Origin of the sequence: Noviherbaspirillum galbum, assembly GCF_010974945.1 — a bacterium.
In the GTDB taxonomy this organism is placed as follows: Bacteria; Pseudomonadota; Gammaproteobacteria; order Burkholderiales; family Burkholderiaceae_D; genus Noviherbaspirillum; species Noviherbaspirillum galbum.
In genome coordinates this window covers 1-20,339 of record NZ_JAAIVB010000025.1, presented here as the reverse complement: position 1 = coordinate 20,339, position 20,339 = coordinate 1, and the positions used below count along the sequence as shown (strand labels likewise).

General features: G+C 61.1%; 18 protein-coding genes. 13 read left to right on the top strand and 5 right to left on the bottom strand.

The features are described from left to right. Nucleotides 1-87 precede the first annotated feature (87 nt). From G3574_RS07865 to G3574_RS07845, 5 genes are all read left to right on the top strand, one after another. Nucleotides 88-405 carry an ArsR/SmtB family transcription factor gene (locus G3574_RS07865; RefSeq protein ID WP_163961759.1) on the top strand — a complete coding sequence of 106 codons (318 nt, stop codon included), beginning with the start codon at nt 88-90 and terminating at the stop codon, nt 403-405. Between the two features lie 9 nt (nt 406-414). Then, nucleotides 415-846 carry a YeeE/YedE family protein gene (locus tag G3574_RS07860; protein ID WP_163961756.1) on the top strand — a complete coding sequence of 144 codons (432 nt, stop codon included), beginning with the start codon at nt 415-417 and terminating at the stop codon, nt 844-846. A 10-nt stretch (nt 847-856) separates the two neighbouring features. Further along, complete coding sequence (locus G3574_RS07855) at nt 857-1,294, top strand: YeeE/YedE family protein (RefSeq protein WP_163961754.1); 438 nt, start codon at nt 857-859, stop codon at nt 1,292-1,294. A gap of 13 nt (nt 1,295-1,307) precedes the next feature. Next, complete coding sequence (locus G3574_RS07850) at nt 1,308-2,105, top strand: sulfite exporter TauE/SafE family protein (RefSeq protein WP_163961752.1); 798 nt, start codon at nt 1,308-1,310, stop codon at nt 2,103-2,105. A 176-nt stretch (nt 2,106-2,281) separates the two neighbouring features. Then, nucleotides 2,282-2,734: a cupin domain-containing protein gene (locus tag G3574_RS07845; RefSeq protein WP_163961750.1), complete on the top strand. Its 453-nt coding sequence runs from the start codon at nt 2,282-2,284 to the stop codon at nt 2,732-2,734. On the opposite strand, the gene G3574_RS07840 is transcribed toward G3574_RS07845, so the two are convergent. Further along, nucleotides 2,735-3,421, bottom strand: coding sequence for a type 1 glutamine amidotransferase domain-containing protein (locus tag G3574_RS07840; RefSeq protein ID WP_163961748.1), 687 nt, complete (start codon nt 3,419-3,421; stop codon nt 2,735-2,737). 273 nt (nt 3,422-3,694) lie between these two features. On the opposite strand from G3574_RS07840, the gene G3574_RS07835 reads away from it, so the two are divergent. Beyond that, nucleotides 3,695-6,418, top strand: a complete 2,724-nt coding sequence (locus G3574_RS07835) for a hybrid sensor histidine kinase/response regulator (protein WP_163961746.1) — start codon at nt 3,695-3,697, stop codon at nt 6,416-6,418. A gap of 72 nt (nt 6,419-6,490) precedes the next feature. On the opposite strand, the gene G3574_RS07830 is transcribed toward G3574_RS07835, so the two are convergent. Next, nucleotides 6,491-7,483 carry a fasciclin domain-containing protein gene (locus G3574_RS07830; protein WP_163961744.1) on the bottom strand — a complete coding sequence of 331 codons (993 nt, stop codon included), beginning with the start codon at nt 7,481-7,483 and terminating at the stop codon, nt 6,491-6,493. 138 nt (nt 7,484-7,621) lie between these two features. Continuing rightward, nucleotides 7,622-8,077 (bottom strand): fasciclin domain-containing protein, encoded by a 456-nt coding sequence (locus tag G3574_RS07825; RefSeq protein ID WP_163961742.1) that lies wholly within the window; start codon nt 8,075-8,077, stop codon nt 7,622-7,624. Nucleotides 8,078-8,255: 178 nt separating this feature from the next. Here G3574_RS07825 and G3574_RS07820 point away from each other — a divergent pair, with 178 nt between their 5' ends. Both G3574_RS07820 and G3574_RS07815 read left to right on the top strand, forming a co-directional pair. Then, nucleotides 8,256-9,230 carry a MerR family transcriptional regulator gene (locus G3574_RS07820; protein ID WP_163961740.1) on the top strand — a complete coding sequence of 325 codons (975 nt, stop codon included), beginning with the start codon at nt 8,256-8,258 and terminating at the stop codon, nt 9,228-9,230. A 34-nt stretch (nt 9,231-9,264) separates the two neighbouring features. Continuing rightward, on the top strand, nt 9,265-9,759 hold the full coding sequence (locus G3574_RS07815) for a TspO/MBR family protein (RefSeq protein ID WP_163961738.1): 495 nt from the start codon (nt 9,265-9,267) through the stop codon (nt 9,757-9,759). A 33-nt stretch (nt 9,760-9,792) separates the two neighbouring features. Here G3574_RS07815 and G3574_RS07810 read toward each other — a convergent pair whose 3' ends face one another. Then, on the bottom strand, nt 9,793-11,145 hold the full coding sequence (locus G3574_RS07810; RefSeq protein ID WP_163961736.1) for an MFS transporter: 1,353 nt from the start codon (nt 11,143-11,145) through the stop codon (nt 9,793-9,795). An 84-nt stretch (nt 11,146-11,229) separates the two neighbouring features. Next, the gene (locus G3574_RS07805) at nt 11,230-11,994 is read right to left on the bottom strand and encodes a class I SAM-dependent methyltransferase (protein WP_163961734.1); all 765 of its coding nucleotides are present in this window, start codon (nt 11,992-11,994) and stop codon (nt 11,230-11,232) included. A gap of 124 nt (nt 11,995-12,118) precedes the next feature. On the opposite strand from G3574_RS07805, the gene G3574_RS07800 reads away from it, so the two are divergent. The 5 genes from G3574_RS07800 (at nt 12,119) to G3574_RS07780 (ending at nt 19,772) form a co-directional block, all read left to right on the top strand. Beyond that, nucleotides 12,119-12,925 (top strand): helix-turn-helix transcriptional regulator, encoded by an 807-nt coding sequence (locus tag G3574_RS07800; protein WP_163961732.1) that lies wholly within the window; start codon nt 12,119-12,121, stop codon nt 12,923-12,925. A 190-nt stretch (nt 12,926-13,115) separates the two neighbouring features. Beyond that, the gene (locus G3574_RS07795) at nt 13,116-14,171 is read left to right on the top strand and encodes an NAD(P)-dependent alcohol dehydrogenase (protein WP_163961799.1); all 1,056 of its coding nucleotides are present in this window, start codon (nt 13,116-13,118) and stop codon (nt 14,169-14,171) included. A gap of 353 nt (nt 14,172-14,524) precedes the next feature. Next, a complete protein-coding gene (locus tag G3574_RS07790; protein WP_163961730.1) occupies nt 14,525-17,266 on the top strand; it encodes an EAL domain-containing protein in 2,742 nt (913 codons plus the stop codon). Between the two features lie 247 nt (nt 17,267-17,513). After that, the gene (gene hmpA / locus G3574_RS07785) at nt 17,514-18,728 is read left to right on the top strand and encodes an NO-inducible flavohemoprotein (protein WP_163961728.1); all 1,215 of its coding nucleotides are present in this window, start codon (nt 17,514-17,516) and stop codon (nt 18,726-18,728) included. A 315-nt stretch (nt 18,729-19,043) separates the two neighbouring features. Further along, the gene (locus G3574_RS07780; protein ID WP_163961726.1) at nt 19,044-19,772 is read left to right on the top strand and encodes a sterol desaturase family protein; all 729 of its coding nucleotides are present in this window, start codon (nt 19,044-19,046) and stop codon (nt 19,770-19,772) included. The last annotated feature ends 567 nt before the right edge of the window (nt 19,773-20,339 follow it).

Sequence of the window (20,339 nt, the reverse complement as noted above, 5' to 3'; positions counted from 1 at the left end):
GCGGATCGAATCCGCACTTTCAATATATCGTTAAATATATTATGATGCGATATATTGATCATGTAAAGCGTTTCGAGGAAGGTTTCCATGGCTCTACCCAAACACATTGATCCGGCAAGACTCCAGGCCGCCGCCGGGCAGGCTTGCACTCTCATGAAGGTGCTTTCGAACCCCGACCGCCTGCTGCTGCTGTGCCAGATGACCCAGGGCGAGTTCTCCGTGGGCGACCTGGAAGAAATGACCGGCATCCATCAACCCACCTTGTCCCAGCAGCTGACCGTGCTGCGCGAGGAAAGGCTCGTGACCACGCGGCGCGAAGGAAAGCAAATCTTCTACAGCATCGCCAGCGACGAGGCGCTGGCGGTATTGCAGGTGCTGTATCAAATCTACTGCCCCAAGGAATAGGAGAAGGCCATGACGATCGACTGGACCAGTTTCACGCCGTGGATGTCGCTGACAGGCGGCATGCTCATCGGCCTGGCAGCCGTGGTGTTTCTACTTTTTAATGGACGGATCGCGGGCATCAGCGGCATCCTCGGCGGCTTGCTCAATCCCACGCCGGGAGACATTGCCTGGCGGATCGCGTTCGTGGCCGGCCTGGTGATTTCGCCATTCGTATTCGCGCTGGCAAGTCCGCTGCCTGAAGCCAGGGTGGACGCAGGCTACGCCACGTTGCTGGTGGCTGGTCTGCTGGTTGGCATCGGCACCCGCTACGGCTCCGGCTGCACCAGCGGCCATGGCGTCTGCGGGCTGTCCCGCCGTTCCCCGCGCTCTGCCGTTGCAACGCTTTCCTTCATGCTTGCGGGATTCGTCACGGTGTACATCGTTCGTCATCTGGCGAACTAGGAGGAAAGAAATGAAGACATTCATGGCATTGTTCGCCGGCCTGCTGTTCGGCCTGGGCTTGATCCTGTCCGGCATGACCGATCCGGCGAAGGTGCAGGGTTTTCTCGACCTGGCCGGACGCTGGGATCCGTCACTGGCTTTCGTGATGGGCGGCGCCGTGCTGGTCGGGTCGCTGGCATTTCCGTTTATCGTCAAGAGGCCGGCATCGCTGCTCGGTGAAGCGATGCGCTTGCCGACGGCCACGCGCATCGACCGGCGGCTCGTGCTGGGCGGGCTGACCTTCGGAGCCGGGTGGGGGCTCGCCGGATACTGTCCGGGTCCTGCGCTTGCGTCGCTCGGGCGGGGTGGAATCGAACCGGTGCTGTTCGTCCTTGCCATGCTGGCCGGGATGGCGGTGTTCGAACTCCTGGAGGGCGTGAAGAAGAGTTCCGCCAGCGGCGCGCCGTGAAAGGAAGGGCACGATGATCCTGAGCATCGTACTGGGCGCGCTGGTGGGCATCATCATGGGGCTGACCGGCGCAGGCGGCGGCATCCTGGCCGTCCCGCTTCTGGTCTTCGGGCTGGGTCTGTCGGTGGCGCAGGCCGGACCGATCGGCTTGATGGCAGTCGGCATCGCCGCGGCCATGGGTGCGGCGATGGGACTGAGAGCGAAGGTCGTGCGCTACCGTGCCGCCCTCCTCATAGCGGGCGTCGGCATGCTGGTCGCGCCGCTGGGAGCATGGCTTGCGCAACGTGTCGATACACGTTTCCTCAGCCTGGTGTTTGCGCTCGTCCTGCTCTGGGTCGCCTACAAGACCTTCAGGGAATCGGCGGCGCATGGTACCAAACCAGGTTCCCCAGGCAGGGCAACACCCCCCTGTATCCGGGATGCGGAGGATGGGCGCTTCATCTGGACGAGCAAGTGCGCCGGCGCACTCTCCCTGTCGGGAAGCCTTGCCGGCGCGCTGTCGGGCTTGCTCGGCGTGGGCGGGGGCTTCGTGATGGTGCCTGCGCTACAGCGCTACACCGACCTGGCCATGCAGTCAGTCGTTGCGACGTCGCTTGCGGTGATTGCCCTCATTTCGCTGGCCGGCGTCGTCACGAGCATCTCGGCAGGGCATTTCAACCTGGCGGTCGGCTTGCCGTTCTCGGCGGGCGCCCTGGCGGGAATGGCGGCAGGGAGCATGCTGTCGTCGCGTCTTCCGACCAGATATCTGAAGATCGCCTTCGCCGGGATTTGCGTTGTCGTCGCCGCCGGAATGATCGCGAAGTCACTCTAGCGATCATGCGCCGATGGAACACCGGATATTCCCGGCCAGCCAGGCGACGATACTCCGCGCATTGCCATATGGCGGATCGTCATCGCCTGGCCGCCCCGCGGAAAGGCGGGGCTGGCGGCATATCCCGTCCAACGGTTATATTGCGACTTGCTTCATGTCGATGCCGAGGAATTGAAATGATCATCAGGAAGAACCAGATACCCGCCGAGCGGGCCGAACGAGAGTCGTTCGGCATCACGGATACCCTGCGGCTGTCGGACGCGGGAGGGCTTTCCCAGTATGGAGCCTACGTGCAGACACTGCAGCCTGGCGCGCGGTCCTCCAACAATCACTGGCACGAGAATGAAGATGAATTCCTGTATGTGCTTTCCGGCGAAGTGAGCGTCACGGAAGGGTCGGAAACCCAGGTCCTGCACGCCGGTGATGCGGCCTGCTGGCCGGCCGGCGTGCCGAACGCGCACCATGTATCCAACCAGTCAATTGCCCCATGCTCCTATCTGATCGTCGGCACGCGCATGAACCGGGACGTTTGCCACTATCCGGATACCGGAAGAACGCTGCACACCGAAGGCAAGACCTGGCGCCTGCTGGACGCCGATGGGCAGCTGTTCAAGTCCGGCGTGTTCTAGTTAGTGCCGCTCCGCGAGCAGCTTCAATACCGCCTTTGCGGCTTCTTCAGATGACGCCGGATTCTGGCCGGTGATGAGCATGCCGTCGATCTGCACATACGATGCCCAGTCCGGTCCCTTGGAATAGATTCCGCCGGCTTTCTTCAACGCATCCTCGACAAGGAAGGGCACGATCTTGGTCAGCTGCACCGCTTCTTCCTCGGTATTGGCAAAACCGGTCACATGCTTTCCCTCGACCAGCGGACGGCCGTTGTGCAGCTTGGCGTTGCGCAGCACGCCCGGCGCATGGCAGACCGCGGCAACCGGCTTGTTGGCGGCATGCATGCTCTGGATCATCGTGAGCGAATCCTGGTCCTCCGCCAGATCCCACAAGGGGCCATGTCCGCCGGGATAAAACACGGCGTCGAATTCTTCATGCGACACGCTCGACAGCAGCACGGTGCCGGCGAGCAGTTGCTGTGCTTCCTGGTCCTTCTTGAAACGCTCGGTGGACGCGGTCTGCGCGTCGGGCGCATCGCTCTTGGGGTCGAGCGGCGGCTGGCCGCCCTTAGGTGTGGCCACGGTGATCCTGGCGCCCGCGTCCTTGAAGACGTAGTAGGGAGCCGCGAACTCCTCCAGCCAGAAGCCGGTTTTCTTGCCCGTGTCGCCGAGCCGGTCATGCGAGGTCAACACCATGAGTATGTTCATTTCTGTCCTCGGTAAGTGGATCAAAGAGCAAGGTAGAGCATTGGCGGCATTGAAAGTTCTGAGCCGAGCCTCGGGATTGAATTACGGCAACGGGCCGCGTACCGCCCGCCCTGGCTGAGCAGGCATGCCAACTATGCTAAGGTACGGCGCTAACCCTTGAATGTGCCATGCCTGCCAACCATTTATCCGCCACCGCTTCAACCTGCGCGCCGGCGTCACGGAAACGTTCGGACCAACCTTCCCGGCCGCCCGAGCCATCCAGAGCGAGTTGCCATGCTTACCGTCCCTGAAGCCTCACTGTCCGATGCGAACGAGCGAGAACTGCGCTTCGCGATCAAGGCCGGCCGCCTTGGGACCTGGGGCCTCGACCTCGCGACGGGTGAACTGACGACGTCGGAGATCTGCCGGCTCAATTTCGGACGCGATCCGGACGCGCCCTTCAGCTATGCCGAACTGCGCGACGCGATTCATCCCGATGACAAGTTGCGCATGGCTGAAGCCGTCGAGCGCAGCATCAACACCGGAGTGGATTACGACATCGAATACCGGATCGTGACGCCGGCCGGAGACGTGCGCTGGATTGCCATTCGCGGACAGCCACTCTATGCAGGGGGCGATCTTCCGTACAAGATGGCCGGCGTGTCGATCGACATCAGCGACAAGCGCCGGACCGAAGACAGGCTGAGCGAAAGCGAGGCGCGCTATCGCACCCTGTTCGATTCCATCGACGAGGGCTTCTGCGTCATCGAGTTCATTGATGGGTCGCAAGGTCCGCTGTCGGACTACGTGCACCTTGAAGCAAACCAGGCCTACATGCGCCATGCCGGCATTCCCGACATCGTTGGCAAGACAGGCCGGGAAGTAATGACGCAAGGCGAGGCCGACGCCTGGGTGGCGATCTTTCGCCATGTGCTCGACACCGGCGAGCCGATGCGTTTCGAGCGCGAGCTCGAAGCCACCGACCGGCACCTGGAAGTGGCATGCACCCGCGTGGAGCGAGCCGGCAAGCGCCAGGTGGCAATCCTTTTCCAGGATGTGAGCGCGCGCAAGCAGGCCGAGCGCAAGCTTCGGGAACTGAACGAAACGCTGGAGAGCCAGGTCGCCGAACGCACGGCGGAGCGCGACCGCATGTGGGACATCTCGCCCGCGCTCATGCTCGTCATCGACTTCGATGGCTTCCTGCGGCGCGTGAACCCGGCCTGGACGGCCCTGCTCGGTTACGCGCCCGACGAGCTCGTGGGCCGGCACGTCAATGAATTCGTGTTGCCCGGCGATCACACCTTGACGGTCAATGCCTACGAGATCGCCGCGTCGGGCAGGCTGTCGGCGGTCGAGAACCGCTACCGGCACAAGGATGGATCGGTGCGCTGGATTTCCTGGGTCGCGGCGCCCGCGGGCGACATGACCTACGCCACCGGCCGCGACATCACGGCCGAGAAGGAACGCGAAGCGGAACTGGCCAGTCGTACTGCCGAGCGTGAACGGCTCTGGAACCTGTCGCAAGACATGCTCGCCCGGGCCAACTACCAGGGGACGATGTCGGCCGTCAGCCCCGCCTGGACGCAGGTCCTGGGATGGAGCGAGACCGAGCTTCTCACGCGTCCCTACGCCAGCTTCATGCACCCGGAAGACATGCCGCCGACCCTGGATGCTATCGCGCGCATGGCCGAGACGCACCGGCCGACCCGGTTCGAGAATCGCATCGCCACTTGCAAGGGCGGATGGAAGCACATCGAGTGGACCGTCACGCCTGAACTCGATGGCGAGAACTTCATCGCGGTCGGACGCGACGTCAGCCTCGGCAAGGCGCGCGAGGCCGAACTCAAGCATGCGCAGGATGCCTTGCGCCAGGCGCAAAAGATGGAGGCCGTCGGCCAGTTGACGGGCGGTCTCGCGCACGATTTCAACAACCTGCTGGCTTCCATCAGCGGCGCCCTGCAGGTGATCAAGCTCAAGATGGATCGCGGGCTGTACAGCGACCTGGAACGCTACATCGACTTGGGAGAATCGTCCGTGCGCCGCGCCGCTTCCCTGACACAGCGGCTTCTCGCCTTTTCGCGCCGGCAAACGCTCGATCCGAAGCCCACGGACGTCAATCGCCTGATCGCCGGCATGGAAGAACTTGTCCGCCGTTCGGTCGGACCATTGGTCGAACTCGAGATAGTCAGGGCGAAAGACCTCGGACTGACGAAGGTCGATCCCTCCCAGCTCGAGAACGCGGTGCTCAACCTCTGCATCAATGCACGCGACGCGATGATGCCAGGCGGCGGAAAACTCAGGCTCGAGACCATCAACAAGCGGATAGACGGCTCCGATCCGGACGAACGCGAGATCCCGCCGGGCCATTACATCCTGCTGTGCGTTTCCGACACCGGCGCCGGCATGGCCGCGGAGGTGGTCGCGCGCATCTTCGATCCGTTCTTCACCACCAAGCCCCTGGGCGAGGGCACCGGCCTCGGGCTGTCCATGGTGTATGGCTTCGTGCGCCAGTCGGACGGCCAGGTCCGCGTGCGCTCGGCGGTGGGCGCCGGCACGACCATGAGCCTTTACCTGCCCTGCCATGCGGGCGTGGTGCAAAACGACGAACACGTCGAGACGCCGCCCATTGAATCGGGCCAGGGAGAAACGGTCCTGCTCATCGAGGACGAACAGGCGCTGCGCAACATCATTGAAGACGTGCTGCGAGACGCCGGCTATCTGGTGCTCACGGCGCAAGACGGAACGACCGGCCTGCAGATACTGAATTCGGATGTGCGGATCGACCTGCTGGTGTCGGACGTGGGGCTGCCCGGCGGACTGAACGGCCGCCAGGTGGCCGATGCCGCAAGGGTAAGGCGACCCAGCCTCAAGGTCTTGTTCATCACCGGTTATGCGGACACGGCCGCCGTCGGCAATGGCCGGCTCGCTCCCGGCATGGACGTGCTGACGAAACCATTCGAGATCAGCGCGTTCATCAACAAGGCGAGCATGCTGCTCAAGGCACACTTCGCACATTGACATGTGATCGGCAAAACCCGGCGCGGACGGTTGCCGCCCGCGCCAGCTTAGGCACCACCTTCAACTTCAACTTTACAGCGCCGGGATCAGGACCTTGTCGATGACATGAATGATGCCGTTGCTCGCCTCGACGTCGGCTGCCAGGATCGTCGATGCCGTGCCGGTGGTGTCCCTGATCGTGACCGCAGTGCCGTTGCTGAAAACGATGTTCTGCTGCGCGAGCGTCGGGACCGGCGTGCCGAACGGGATGTCCGCCTTGCGCACTGCGGAGGCAAGCACATGGTATTTCAGCACCGTGCCCAGCTTGACGGCGTCGAGCCCGGAAGGCGCCTTCGCGAATGCCGCATTGGTCGGGGCAAATACGGTGAGGGGTCCCGCGCCGCTGAGCGCGCCCTGAAGGTTGGCCGACTTGACGGCGGCGACCAGGGATGACAGGTCAGGATTCACCTGCGCCATCTGCACGATGTTGAGCAGGCCCGGCGGCACGAGCACCTTGTCGACCGCATGGATCACGCCGTTGCTCGCGGCGACGTTCGCGGCAACGACATTGGCGGTGGTCAGTGCCGCGTCGGTGATCCTGACGCCCTGGCTGGTGTCGAGCGCCAGGCTTGTCGCGCGGCCCGCGTTGCGATACAGCGTTTCCTGGCGGCTTCCTTCCGCGACGAGGACCGATGCGGCCTTCGCGGCGGGCAGGACGTGATAGAGCAGGAGGCTCTGCAAGGTATCGGCGGGCAAGGCATTGACCATGGCCTCGGCATTGGCGAATCCGAGCGCGCCGGCCAGTTGATTGAAGGCCGCGTCCGTCGGCGCGAAGACGGTCAGGCTGCTCTTCGCGTCGGTCAATGCGGAGCCCAGGTTGGCCTTGGTGGCTGCGGCGAGCAGGGCATTGAAGCCTTGCTGCTGCGCGACCACGACGATGTTGCCGGCAGTCTGGGTGCCGCTCGTGCCGGTGGTTTGCTGCGGCGTCGTTGCCGCGGCGTCAGGAATAGATGAATCGCCGCCTCCGCAGGAGGCCAGGAGGATGCTCGCGAGAAGCGCGATGAAGCATTGGGCGAAGGTTCTCATTACGGTCTCCAACCGAGCGGTTCAGGCTCGTCGTGTCATGTTCACGGGAATGGTTTTTCTCTATGGGTTCCAGGCCGGATTTCGTGACGACGTCATGCCGGTCGGCGACTGGAAAAATTCGCCGACCATGGCTCGGGCTTATTTGGGCATCACCACCTTGTCGATGACATGGATGACGCCGTTGTCGGCAACGACATCGGTCTTGACGACGTTGGCATTGTCCACTTCGACCTTCCCGCCCTTCATGCTGACCGACAGCGGGCTGCCTTCAACCGTCTTGACCTTGCCTGGCTTGACATCCGCGTCCATGACCTTGCCCGGCACGACGTGGTAGGTCAGTATCTTGGTCAGGGCAGCCTTGTCCTTGAGCAGCGCATCGAGCTTGTCTTTCGGAATGGCGGCAAAGGCGTCGTCGGTCGGTGCGAAGACGGTGAAAGGGCCCGGTCCTTTCAATGTGTCCGTCAATCCCGCGGCCTGCACCGCGGTGATCAGCGTGTTGAACGAACCCGCCGACTTGGCGGTCTCGACGATGTCAGCGGCTTGCGCACCGGCAAATGCGAAGGCGATCGAGGCGCCCAGAAGGTACTGTTTCATTGAAGTCTCCTGCGAAATGGAAGGTGAATTGCCGCACGATGCGGCGGACCCGATAACGACTAAGTCAAACCCGGAGCGTTGAACCGGATATGCACTGAATTTAGGTTTAAATGGTTTGAATGTCCATGTATTGAACTGCTATATTCAAGACATAAACGGTTCATTAACGGGTCATGCCATGAAGACATTTTCCGGACAGGAAAATACCGAAACGACCGGCGGAGACAATGGCGTCGGCTACCGCAGCGGTGTAGCAGCGCGGCTGGCGGGTCTCTCTCCGGAAACCCTTCGCGTCTGGGAGCGCCGCTATGATTTGTCCGACACTAGGCGCTCGCCGAACGGTCGGCGCCTGTACACGGCAGAGCAAGTGCGGCGGCTCGGCCTGATCAAGCTGCTGGTCGACCAGGGGCATGCGATCGGGGTGCTGGCAAGACTCACGATCGAACAGTTGCAGGAGCTGGCAGGGCCGCGCACTGGCGGCGCGCAGGCGGGGGGTCCGCTGAGGGTGGCGGTCATCGGCGACAGCCTGGCACGGCGGATCAGGGCTGCGGGACAAGAGGGAACGGAGCTTGCCGTCCAATGCAGTTGTCCGCGGCTTGACCGCGCCGCATCGTTGCCGAAGGATGCCGACGTGGAAGTGCTGCTGATCGAGTTGTCCGAGCTGGACGAAAGCGCCTTGCCCTTGATCCACTCGGCACGTGAAGCGTGCGCGGCGGCGGCGGTCGTTGTCCTTTACCGATTCTGCGCGAGCGCGACCATCCGCGCCTTGCGTGCGCAAAACTGCGTCGTCGCGCGTATCCCGGCGGAACTGGGCGAACTGGCCGTGCTATGCCGCTCCGCGCTTGCGGGCGAGAGGCTGCCGCCGCCCGAGCGCCCGCACGTACCGGACGTCCGCTTCGATGAAGAGGTCCTTTCCGCAATGACGTCCACGGGAAACCGCATGGTATGCGAGTGCCCGCGCCACCTGGCGGAACTGTTGCTGATGGTTGGCAGCTTCGAGCGCTACAGTGCCCAGTGCGCATCGCGCAACGACGATGACGCGCGGCTTCACCAGGACCTGCAACTCGCCGCAGGCCGTGCGCGCGCCATCCTGGAAACCGCGATGGAACAGCTCGCGCGCGCGGAGGGACTACCGCTTCCCGGCGCATCATGAAGAAGTTTTCCGTTGTCAGAAAAAGGAGGTCCGCATGGCGCTCTCCAGCACGCAAAAGCAGCTGGCCGGCCTGATGGGCTGGCTCCTCGTCAGCTTCATCGCCGCAGCGGTCGGGGCGGCCGCATCGATACAGGCGCGTCCCTTCTATGGCCAACTCGTCCGCCCGGATTGGGCGCCGCCGGCTTCCGTGTTCGGGCCTGTGTGGACGATCCTCTATGTCCTGATGGGCATTGCCGCATGGCTGGCATGGCGCGAGGATGGCTACCGTGCGGCCAGGCAGGCCCTTGCCTTGTTTCTCCTGCAACTCGCCCTCAATGCCTTGTGGAGCTGGCTGTTCTTTGGATGGCACCTCGGTGCCCCGGCCTTCGCCGACATCATGGTGCTTTGGGCAATGATCGTTGCAACCCTCGTGTCATTCTGGCGCATCAAGCCGTTGGCGGGCGTCCTGCTCGTGCCGTATCTGCTGTGGGTGAGTTTTGCCGCCGTGCTCAACTATTCAGTCTGGCAGCTCAATCCTCATTTGCTGTGAAGATTGAGCTGCCAGACTGTCCGTCGCACTGGTTCACGCTGTTGCAATGCTTGTACGGCGCAGGACGCTGACGCAGGCGGCGATCAGCGACAGGCTTGCGCCACACCAGATGACCCATGCGGTCTGGCTGCCGTGTACGAAGCCGAACACGATCGCCACAAACGCTGCGCCGATCGACTGGCCAAGCAGGCGTCCCATCGATTGCAAGCCGCTCGCGCCGCCGCTGCGTTCCCGCGGCGCGCTGCTGATGATGACGCGATTATTGGGCGACTGGAAGAGGCCGAATCCCAAGCCGCACACGGCCAGCCGCCAGCTCAGGTCGAAACCGGATGGTGCGGAACCCAGCATCGCAATGCTGGCCAATCCGAGCGACAGAATGACCAGGCCAATGCTGCAAAGCCGTTCCGGCGCAAAGCGATCCGACAGGCGCCCCGCGAGCGGCGCGATCAGGGCCGTCGTCAATGGCCATGGGGTCATCAGGAATCCCGTTGCCACTTCGGAGCGGCCCAGCGTGTGTTGAAAATAAAAGGGCAAGGAGACATACGCCATCGTCTGCGCAGCGAACGAAGTGACGGACGTCATCATCGAAAAAGCGAATACCGGCATGCGCAGCAAGTCAAAAGGCAGCATCGGTATTGCAAGGCGCCGCTCGCGCCGGACGTAGAAAACGCCGAACAATAGCGCGCCCGCCAGCAGGACGGCTGCGCGGGCATGGCCATCCGCGTCGCTGAATCCATTGAGTCCCGTGATCAGGCAACCAAACGTCAGCGCATTCAGGATGGTGCTCGCCATGTCGAACCGATGGCCGGATGCTGGCGTCGTCGGCAGGGTGCGGGCTGCCACGACAAGGGCCGCAAGGCCGAGCGGCAGGTTGACAAGGAACAGCCATTGCCAATGTGCGAACGACAGGATTGCCGATGCCACCGTCGGCCCCGCGGCGGACGACACCGCCACGATGAGCGAGGCGTAACCCATCCCGATGCCGAGCTTTTGCCTGGGAAAGATGAAGCGCACGAGCGCAATGTTGACGCTCATGATTCCCGCCGCGCCCATGCCCTGCACCATGCGCGCAACGGACAAGGCAAGCAGGGAATTGGAAGTGGCGCACGCAAAAGATGCGGCGGTAAAGACCGCCAGGCCCCACCAGTAGACTTTCTTGTAACCGATGCTCTCGCCGAGCGAGGCGAGCGGCAATAGCGATACGGTGACGGCCAACTGGAACGCGTTGACGATCCAGATCGTTTCCGCCGGCGAAATGGCCAGTTCCTGACCGATCGTCGGTAAAGCGACATTCACGATCGCGCTATCCAGCACGGCCATCGTCATCGCGATGGCTATCGCGATGAAGGCATAGAAACGCTGGGGGTTCGGCAAGCCATCCATCATAAGCTCAGTTTTCCAATATCAAGGGACGCCCCGTGGCGCATGCAGGAAGCGTCGTGCCAATACGGCGTCAATTCAACGCCCCGTTCAATCGCCCGCTTTTCTCGCCTCGAAAAATGCCGCATCGATGAAGAAGGAATGATCGTTTTCGACGGAGAAATATCTCCTGGCCTCTTCAGGCGCGGTGTCGAGCAAGCTACGGATTGCCGTGACACGATCGGGCGGCGTGCGCATCCGCGCCGTCCATTCGCCGAACACCATTTTCAATCGCCAGGCATCGATTTGTTGATGGGACAAACCGGCAGCATCGAACATGCCAGCCCATTCCGACACACGGTAATCGCGTACATGGGATGCATCGCGCAGAAGCTCGACCGCCTGCAGCGTCGTGTCATGCAATGGGTTCTCGGAGGCAATGATGTCGATGACGATTGCCACACCGGCCGGATGCAGTACGCGATGGACTTCCTTCAGCGCAGCCGGCACGTCTCCCCAATGGTGGGCGGAAAATCGTGTCACGACCACATCAAACGACGCATCCGGAAAAGGAAGCTTCTCGGCCGGTCCCTGCATGACGTGGATGTTCCCAAGATTTCTTTGCCTCGCCGATTCGGCAACCACGGCAAGCATCTGCTCGGAAAGGTCATAGGCCGTGACGGAAGCAGAGAATGGCGCCGCGGCAAAGCTGATGTGGCCAGCGCCGCAACCCAGGTCCAGAACGGCCGGTGTCTTGTATCGTTGTACGACGGCTTTCACCGCTTCAAGGTCCGCGCCGCCGGCATGAACCGCGCTAGTCAGGTACGCTGCCGCCGTATTGCCAAATTGCTCCGCCACCAAGGCTTGCTGTTTCATTTTCCACCTCCTCTCGAATCGGTCAGCCTAGGATAGTGAATCGCATATCCCATAACAAGATAACAATTTATACTGGTATGTTTTGTGCCAGACAAAGAACATTCAATATGCGAGGGACGACGCCATGCATAACAAGCTGGGAGAATTCATCCGTTTGCACCGGGAGCGCATCAAGCCGGAAGACGTCGGCATTCCCGCACACGGACGGCGGCGGACTCCGGGCCTCAGGCGCGAAGAGCTGGCGCAGCTTTGTGCCGTCAGTCCGACATGGCTGACCTGGCTCGAGCAAGGCAGGCCGATTTCGGCTTCCGTGAAAGTGCTGGGGAAGATGGCGGAAGTGATGAGCCTGACTCCATCCGAGCGTGCATACCTCTTTCGCCTGGCCGACAAACTGGATCCGATGCTCGAGACGCAGCTGGATCAAGGGACGTCCTGCCAGACGGTCGATCTCGATGCCATCGTCGACGCGATCAAGGTACCGGCATATATCCTCAACGGACAGTGGGACGCCATGGCATGGAACCGGCCCGCGCAGGATCTGCTTGCTGGCTGGCTGGATCAGCCGGCATCTCCAGGAGCGGAAACCCGACCCAACCTGCTGAACTTCATGTTCCTCGAGCCGAGGGCGCGCACATTGATTACCGGCTGGAATGATCGTGCAAACCGGCTGGTGGCGGAGTTTCGCGCCGATTGCGGTAAATACGCGGATCAAGAACCCTTGTCAGGAATGATCGAGACCTTGAAGCGCGAAAGCGAAGACTTCAAGCGCTGGTGGAGTTCTCAGCACGTGGTAGGCCGAGCCGGAGGAACTCGCCAGTTTTCCCATCCGACAAAAGGCAGGCTGACGTTTGAACAAGTGACCCTCTCTCTATCGACAAGGCGCGGCTTCAAGCTGGTGATGCTACTTGAAGGAAATAACAGTCTTGAATGAATCGATGCTGAAGTAGATGGCGGGCCTGCGCGAACGGCTCTTTCGCCAATTTTGACCTGGATCATGCAAGTTTCGCGACCGTCTCTCCATGATGAGGCCATGGCTGCTCCGCGTTGGGAACAGCATGCCTCCCGGCGGCTTGCCCGTTTCACGGCGCCGTCTTCCTCGAGTCGTCCTCATGGAGGTGTCCATGCGAACCATGAAAGCCGCCGTCTTCGTCGAACCAGGAAAAATCATTCTCGATGAAAAGCCGATTCCACGGATCGGCCCCGGCGATGCCCTCGTCAAGATCACGACCACCACGATCTGCGGTACCGACGTCCACATCCTCAAGGGCGAATATCCGGTAGAGCCCGGCCGCATCGTTGGCCATGAACCGGTCGGCGTCATCGCCGAACTGGGCGAAGGCGTCACCGGTTACACGGTCGGCCAGCGCGTCGTCGTTGGCGCGATCACGCCATGCGGCCAGTGCCATTCCTGCCTTGACGGGCACCAGGCCCAATGCGGCGGGCATGCCATCGGCGGCTGGCGGTTCGGCAACACGATCGACGGCTGCCAGGCCGAGTACGTGCGCGTGCCGTTCGCGATGGCGAACCTCACGCCCATACCCGATGGCCTCAGCGATGAGCAGGTGCTGATGTGCCCCGACATCATGAGCACCGGTTTCGGCGGCGCGGAAGCAGGGCAAATCAGGATAGGCGATACCGTGGCGATCTTCGCGCAGGGTCCGATCGGCCTTTGCGCCACCGCTGGCGCGCGCCTGAAAGGCGCCAGCCAGATCATCGTCGTCGATTCGCTTCCCGAACGGCTGGAAACCGCAAAGCGGCTGGGTGCCGACATCGCGCTCGACTACAAGCGGGTTGACCCGGTCGCCGAGATCTTGAAGATCACGGGCGGTCGCGGCGCCGATGTGTCCATTGAAGCGCTCGGCACCCAGCAAACCTTCGAGAGTTGCCTGCGCTCTCTCAAGCCGGGCGGCACGCTGTCGAGCCTGGGCGTGTATTCGGGCAAGCTGTCGTTGCCGGTGGATGCTTTTGCCGCCGGGCTGGGCGACCACAAGCTGGTGACGACGCTCTGCCCCGGCGGCAAGGAGCGGATGCGCCGGCTCATGAACATCGTCGCCTCTCGCCGCGTTAACCTTGAACCGCTGGTCACGCACAGGTTCAAGCTCGACGATATCGAGCAGGCCTACGACTTGTTCGCGAACCAGCGCGATGGTGTCCTGAAGGTCGCGATTACGCCCTGAACGCTTCCGCGCGGCAGGACATGCCATCCACTTTGTTCAAGACTTTCGCGAATGAAAAGAACGGCTGCGCCGCTCGAGCGTCCAACTGACTGAAGGCTGGACTGCGCCTGCCGTCGCGGGCGACTCGCATCTTTAAATTGGACGGTTGCTTCCTGAGGCGCTAAGCGAAAAAGATGGGCAAACAACCTACGGCTGACAGGAGCCTGGCTCCAGAGAAAGCATTTTCCGGGAAATTGACAAAAAGCGAGCTGACCCAAGCGGCGGAAGCGTTGCGCCAGAGTGAAAAGCGTTACCACGCTTTGATCCGGGCGAGTTCTCAGGTCCTTTTTCGCATGAGTGCCGACTGGAGCGAGATGCGTGAGCTTCAACGCGGAACATTTATTGCGGACAAGCAGCAGCCGAATCGCAACTGGCTTGAGGACTACATTTACCCTGACGACCAGAAGCAGGTACTGGCAGCGATCGAGGACGCGACGAGAGCCGGTTCGGTGTTCGAATTCGAACATCGGATCCGCCGCCCGGACGGAAGCCTTGGGTGGACCATGTCGCGTGCGGTCCCGGTGCGCAATGCGACCGGCGACATCGTGGAATGGCTTGGTGCAGCCAGCGACATTTCGGAGCGCAAGCAGGCCGAGGAAAAGATCCGTGCGAGCGAGGAAAAATACAGGTCCCTGTTTACCAACATGGTGGAAGGCTTCGCCCTCGGCGAACCGATCCGCGACGGCCAGGGCAGAGCCGTCGATTTCCGCTATCTCGACGTCAACGACGCTTTTTATACGGAAACAGGCATTCCCCATGGCGTCGTGGGCCGGCCAATACGGGACGTGCTGCCGCAGGTGGAGCAGACCTGGATCGACCGGTTCTGCGCCGTTGCGCTGACGGGGAAACCGGACCGCTTCGAGAACTACAACAATGACACCGAGCGGCACTATGACGTCCGCGTCTATTGCCCCAGCCCGGGCCTCTTTGCCATCCTGTTCCGGGACATTACCGCGCAAAAGCGCGTCCAGGAGGCACTGCAGGACAGCGAAAGGCGCTACAGGTCGTTGTTCGACAACAAGACGATGGGCGTCGCCCACCAGCGCATCATCGCCGACGAGTCGGGACAGCCCGTCGATTATGTCTACGAGGCGATGAACGACGCCTGCCTGCAGATGATCGGGATGAAGCGCGAGGATGTCATCGGCAAGCCGGCAACCGAAGTCTTTCCGGGAATCCGGGATTTCGATTTTGATTTCGTCGGGGAATTCGGACGAATCGGATTGCATGGCGGAGACGGCAATTTCGAGTATTACTTCCCGCCCATCAAGAAATGGATCGCGCTCTACGCCTATAGTCCGAAGTTCGGCGAATGCACGGTCATCTTCACCGACAGCACGCCGCGCAAGAGCGCCGAGGCGGCGCTGCAGCAGAGCGAGACGCGGCTGACGCTGGCCCTGCGGGCGGGCGGCACGGCCGTCTGGGAAATGGATGTCGGCACGCAGGAGATCATTCCCGCCAGCGACCTGATCTTTACGATGCTCGGGTACCGGCCCGGCGACATCAAGATGCTGGCGGATTGGCTGGCTCTCGTGCACGAGGACGACCTGCCGGGCATGCCGGAATTGATCCGCGACGTGATCGAGGGCCAGCGCGGCAACTACTGGCGTGAACTGCGCCTTCGCGCCAAAGACGGCCATTGGCACTGGATACTCCTGCAGACCACGGCCGCGGAGCGCGATGCGCGCGGCAATGCGGTCCGCCTGGTAGGAACGCAAACCGATATCAACGAGCGCAAGCTGACCGAGCAACGCATCCGCGAAGCTGCCCTGCACGACTCGTTGACCGGGCTTCCGAACCGTGCGCTCCTCTTCGAGTACGGCAACCGCCTCATTGCCGCGGCCCGGAGAAACCACAGCCGTGGAGCGCTCCTGTTCATCGATCTCGACCGCTTCAAGCCGATCAATGACATGTACGGGCATGACATTGGCGACCTTGTCTTGCAGGAAGTCGGCAGGCGGCTCGTTGCCTGCACCCGTGGCGAAGACGTGGTCGGACGCCTGGGGGGCGACGAATTCGTCATCGTCCTGCCGCATGTCGACGGCAGCCGCTACCCTGCCGCGGTCGTCGCCCAGCACGTCGTGGAGAGCATCAGCCTGCCCATCCATGTCGACAATCTCGAACTCTCGATTTCTCCCTCGATCGGCATCAGCTACTACCCGGAGCACGCCTCCGACATCAGTTCGCTGATCCACACCGCCGATCTCGCGATGTACAGGGCGAAGCAGTCCGGCCGCGCCAGCTACCAGTTCTACACGCCCGAGATGGTCGCGCAGGCCGATGCCGCGTATGCGCTGGAGGCCATGCTCAAGGAGGCGCTGCAAAGCGGCGGCCTGGAACTTCACTACCAGCCGGTAGTGGATATCAAGAGCGGCAAGCCCATCGGCGCTGAAGCGCTGGCGCGGCTCATCGGCCACGATGGCCGGACCATCAATCCGGCACGATTCATTCCGGTCGCCGAATCCGCCGGCCTCATCGGAGCACTTGGAGAATGGGTGGCAGCGGAAGCGTGCCGCCAGCATGCGGCGTGGCTGAACGAGGGAATGCGGGTCGTGATCGCCATCAACGTATCGCCGCTTCAGTTCCGGCAGCGGGACTTCGCCCAGCGCCTCGGAACGATCGTGGCGGAGCAGGGCGTCGAGCCGCACGGTATCCAGGTCGAGCTGACCGAAAGCGCGGTCATGGACAACGTCGACGAGGCAATCGAGATCCTGAACCAGCTCAAATCCTTCGGGGTCAAGATCGCGCTGGACGATTTCGGCACCGGCTACTCCAGCCTGAGCAGCCTCTCCAGCCTGCCGTTGGACAAGCTCAAGGTCGACCAGTCATTCGTGCGCCGCATCGAGCGCGACCCGGCAAGCCGTGCCATCGCGCGCGCCATGATAGCCCTCGGGCGCGCATTGAACCTTGAAATCGTCGGGGAAGGCATCGAATCCGAGCACACCCTGGAATACCTGCGCAGCGAAGGCTGCGACCAGGCCCAGGGGTTCTGGGTCAGCCATCCCATGCCGCCGTCGGAGTTCGTGCAATGGTATCGGAACCAGCACGCCAGCTAGACGCAACTGCTGCCATGATGTATCTGGGAGCGCAGGGCAAAGATCATCATGGTCAAGCCGTTTAGGGAGGCCGATCGCGGTAAGGCCGCGTTCTGCCTGCTTTTGGACGTTCGAGTTAAGTTGAAGACATGCAAAAACCGGCCGAGAGCGGACGTTTAGGTTGCAGCCAGAACCGAACGCTGTAACCGATATCGAAGGTTCTCTACGTCGGCTAAACCAGCTTTCCATGATCTAGAGAGGATTGTCTATGCTCACCCAGAAGACCAAAGATACGGTCAAAGCGACAGCGCCGGTTCTTGCCGAGCACGGCTATGACATCATCAAGCATTTCTACCGCAGCATGTTGAGTGCACATCCGGAGCTGAAGAATACATTCAACATGCGCCATCAGGAGCGCGGTGAACAGCAGCAGGCCCTGGCGCGCGCGGTGTATGCGTACGCAGCCAATATCGAAGACCCTCAATCGCTAGAAGCCGTGCTGAAGAATATTGCGCACAAGCATGTCAGCCTCGATGTGCGTGCAGACCAATATCCGATTGTTGGCGAACATCTTCTGGCCGCAATCAAGGCGGTGCTCGGAAATGCCGCCACGGACGACATCATTTCCGCCTGGGCACAGGCCTATGGCAACCTGGCAGATATCCTGATGGGGGTGGAAAGCCAGTTGCGGGAAGAAACGGACGATAAACCTGGCGGATGGGTTGGCTGGCGCGATTTTGTCGTGCGCGCCAAACAACCGGAGAGCGACGTCATCACTTCATTCGTGCTTGAACCGGCCGACGGCAAACCTGTAATGGATTTCGAGCCGGGCCAATACATCAGCGTTGCGTTGCAGGTCCCGCGACTTGGCCTGCAGCAGATCCGTCAATACAGTTTGTCAGAAGCACCAAACGGACGCTCCTACCGGATCTCCGTCAAGCGCGAGGGCGGTATGGACCCTGACAGCGCAGGCTATGTATCAACGCTTCTGCACGAGCAAGTTCAAGTAGGCGATACCATCAAGGTTTCGGCACCGCATGGCACATTCTATGTAGACGTCAATGCGTCCACGCCGGTGGTGCTGATTAGCGGCGGAGTCGGCCTTACGCCGATGATCAGCATGCTGAACCGGATACTGCAGTCACCGGGTCGGGACGTGGTTTTTGTGCATGGAGCCCGAAACAGCGCGGTCCATGCCATGAAGGACCATCTGCGCGAGACCGCACGACAGCATCCTCATTTCAAAACCCTCATTTTCTACAATGAGCCCTTGCCGGAAGACCAACAAGGGAGAGATTACGATTACTCTGGCCTGGTGGATCTCAAACTAATTGAGGGAAAGGCGCTGTTGCCTGAAGCGGACTACTATATCTGCGGTCCAATTCCATTCATGCGCATGCAGCATGATGCGCTGCTTGCCAAGGGAATCAAAGAGCCACGGGTCCACTATGAAGTCTTCGGGCCGGACCTGTTTGCCGAGTAATCGGCCGTAACCAGCGGACCTCTACTCCCTGAGATGTAAGCGCTGACGACAACACCCTTTATTACTCCCCGCAAGAAAGGGTGTTGGCAGCTTGGGGTCGGCAAGAGTCTGTCGCTGCTCACTAGGCAAGATCCGGCTGCTGCCATATCGCTGCCCGCCACTCAGAACCGGCGTAACGCTGAGATCGCGTTGACCATGAAGTAGCGAAATCCACTACCGGTGGGCGCGTCTTCAAAACCCGCCGACATCGTTGCTGGCGGCATTGAGGGCATGGTCGCATGATGGGTTCTCCAATCATTTAGCAACGGAGAAGCCATGCTGACAACGATCTTTGCCGTTTTCGCGGTCTGCTTCCTACTGGAGCGGATCGTTCCCGGATGGGGACTGCCGCAAGTACGTACCTGGCCCGTGCGAGTTATTGCAATTAATGCCATCCAGTTAGTTGTCGTCTTGTTGGCAGGATGGACCTGGGAACGCTGGCTGTCGTCGGCCTCCCTGCTGCACCTGTCGCGTCACCTGGGACCGGCGACAGGAGGGCTCGCAGCCTACTTTATTGCGACCTTCGTGTTCTATTGGTGGCACCGGGCCAGGCACGAATCGGATTTCCTGTGGCGGGTATTCCACCAAATCCACCATAGCCCGCAGCGCATCGAAGTGATCACCTCGTTCTACAAGCATCCGATTGAGATGGTCGTGAATTCGATCATCGGCAGCCTCCTGGTTTACACGTTACTCGGCTTGTCGCCGGAAGCGGGAAGCGTATACACGCTGTGTACGGCGCTCGGCGAATTCTTTTACCACACTAGCGTGCGGACGCCGCGCTGGGTCGGCTGGTTCTTCCAGCGACCGGAAATGCACCGCGTGCACCACCAGTATGGACGCCATCGCAACAATTATGGCGACATCGTATGGTGGGATTGGCTGTTCGGCACCTACGAGAATCCGGAGATGTTCCAAGATCGTTGCGGATTCGATCCCGAGCGCGAAGAGCGGCTGACGGATATGCTGCGCTGGCAGGACACGCATGAAACTGTCGGCAGGTAACAACGGTATCAGCAACACTATCCAATCGGGATTGGGATCGTCATTGGGGCAAGGAGACGAGAAAGCCCCATCTGAGTGGCGATGCAAACTTCCGCGCCGGAGAATATCGACCGTCACTTTTGAGTCGTAAAGCGGCTATGACCCGAACAGATCGAGAAGCCGTTACTTACGAATTAGGGGACATTAAAAACCATCCATGCGTGATTGCGCATGGATGGCAGTGCACACCGTCATAGTTAAGCTCACAAAACATCACAATTAAGCTCCCACTATGACGTTTCTGCGGATGACCGCTTTGGCGCCGCTTTCAGACGTTCAGGAAATATGATTGACAGGCGGAAACCGGCCAGAAGCAGACGATTGGAGGCTGACTATACAAGTACGAATTCCATGATCTAGCTAATCAATATCCAAATGACGTAAAGAAATTTTCGCTCCCATTACAGGCTTTGCTGTGTTGCAGATCCAAATTAGCAATGCTCTTCCGAGTACAATTCAAGGACTGAGCGTCAATCGCCTTGTGTTCCACGAGCTAGGGGTTGAATTTTATTCATACCATCAAGCCAG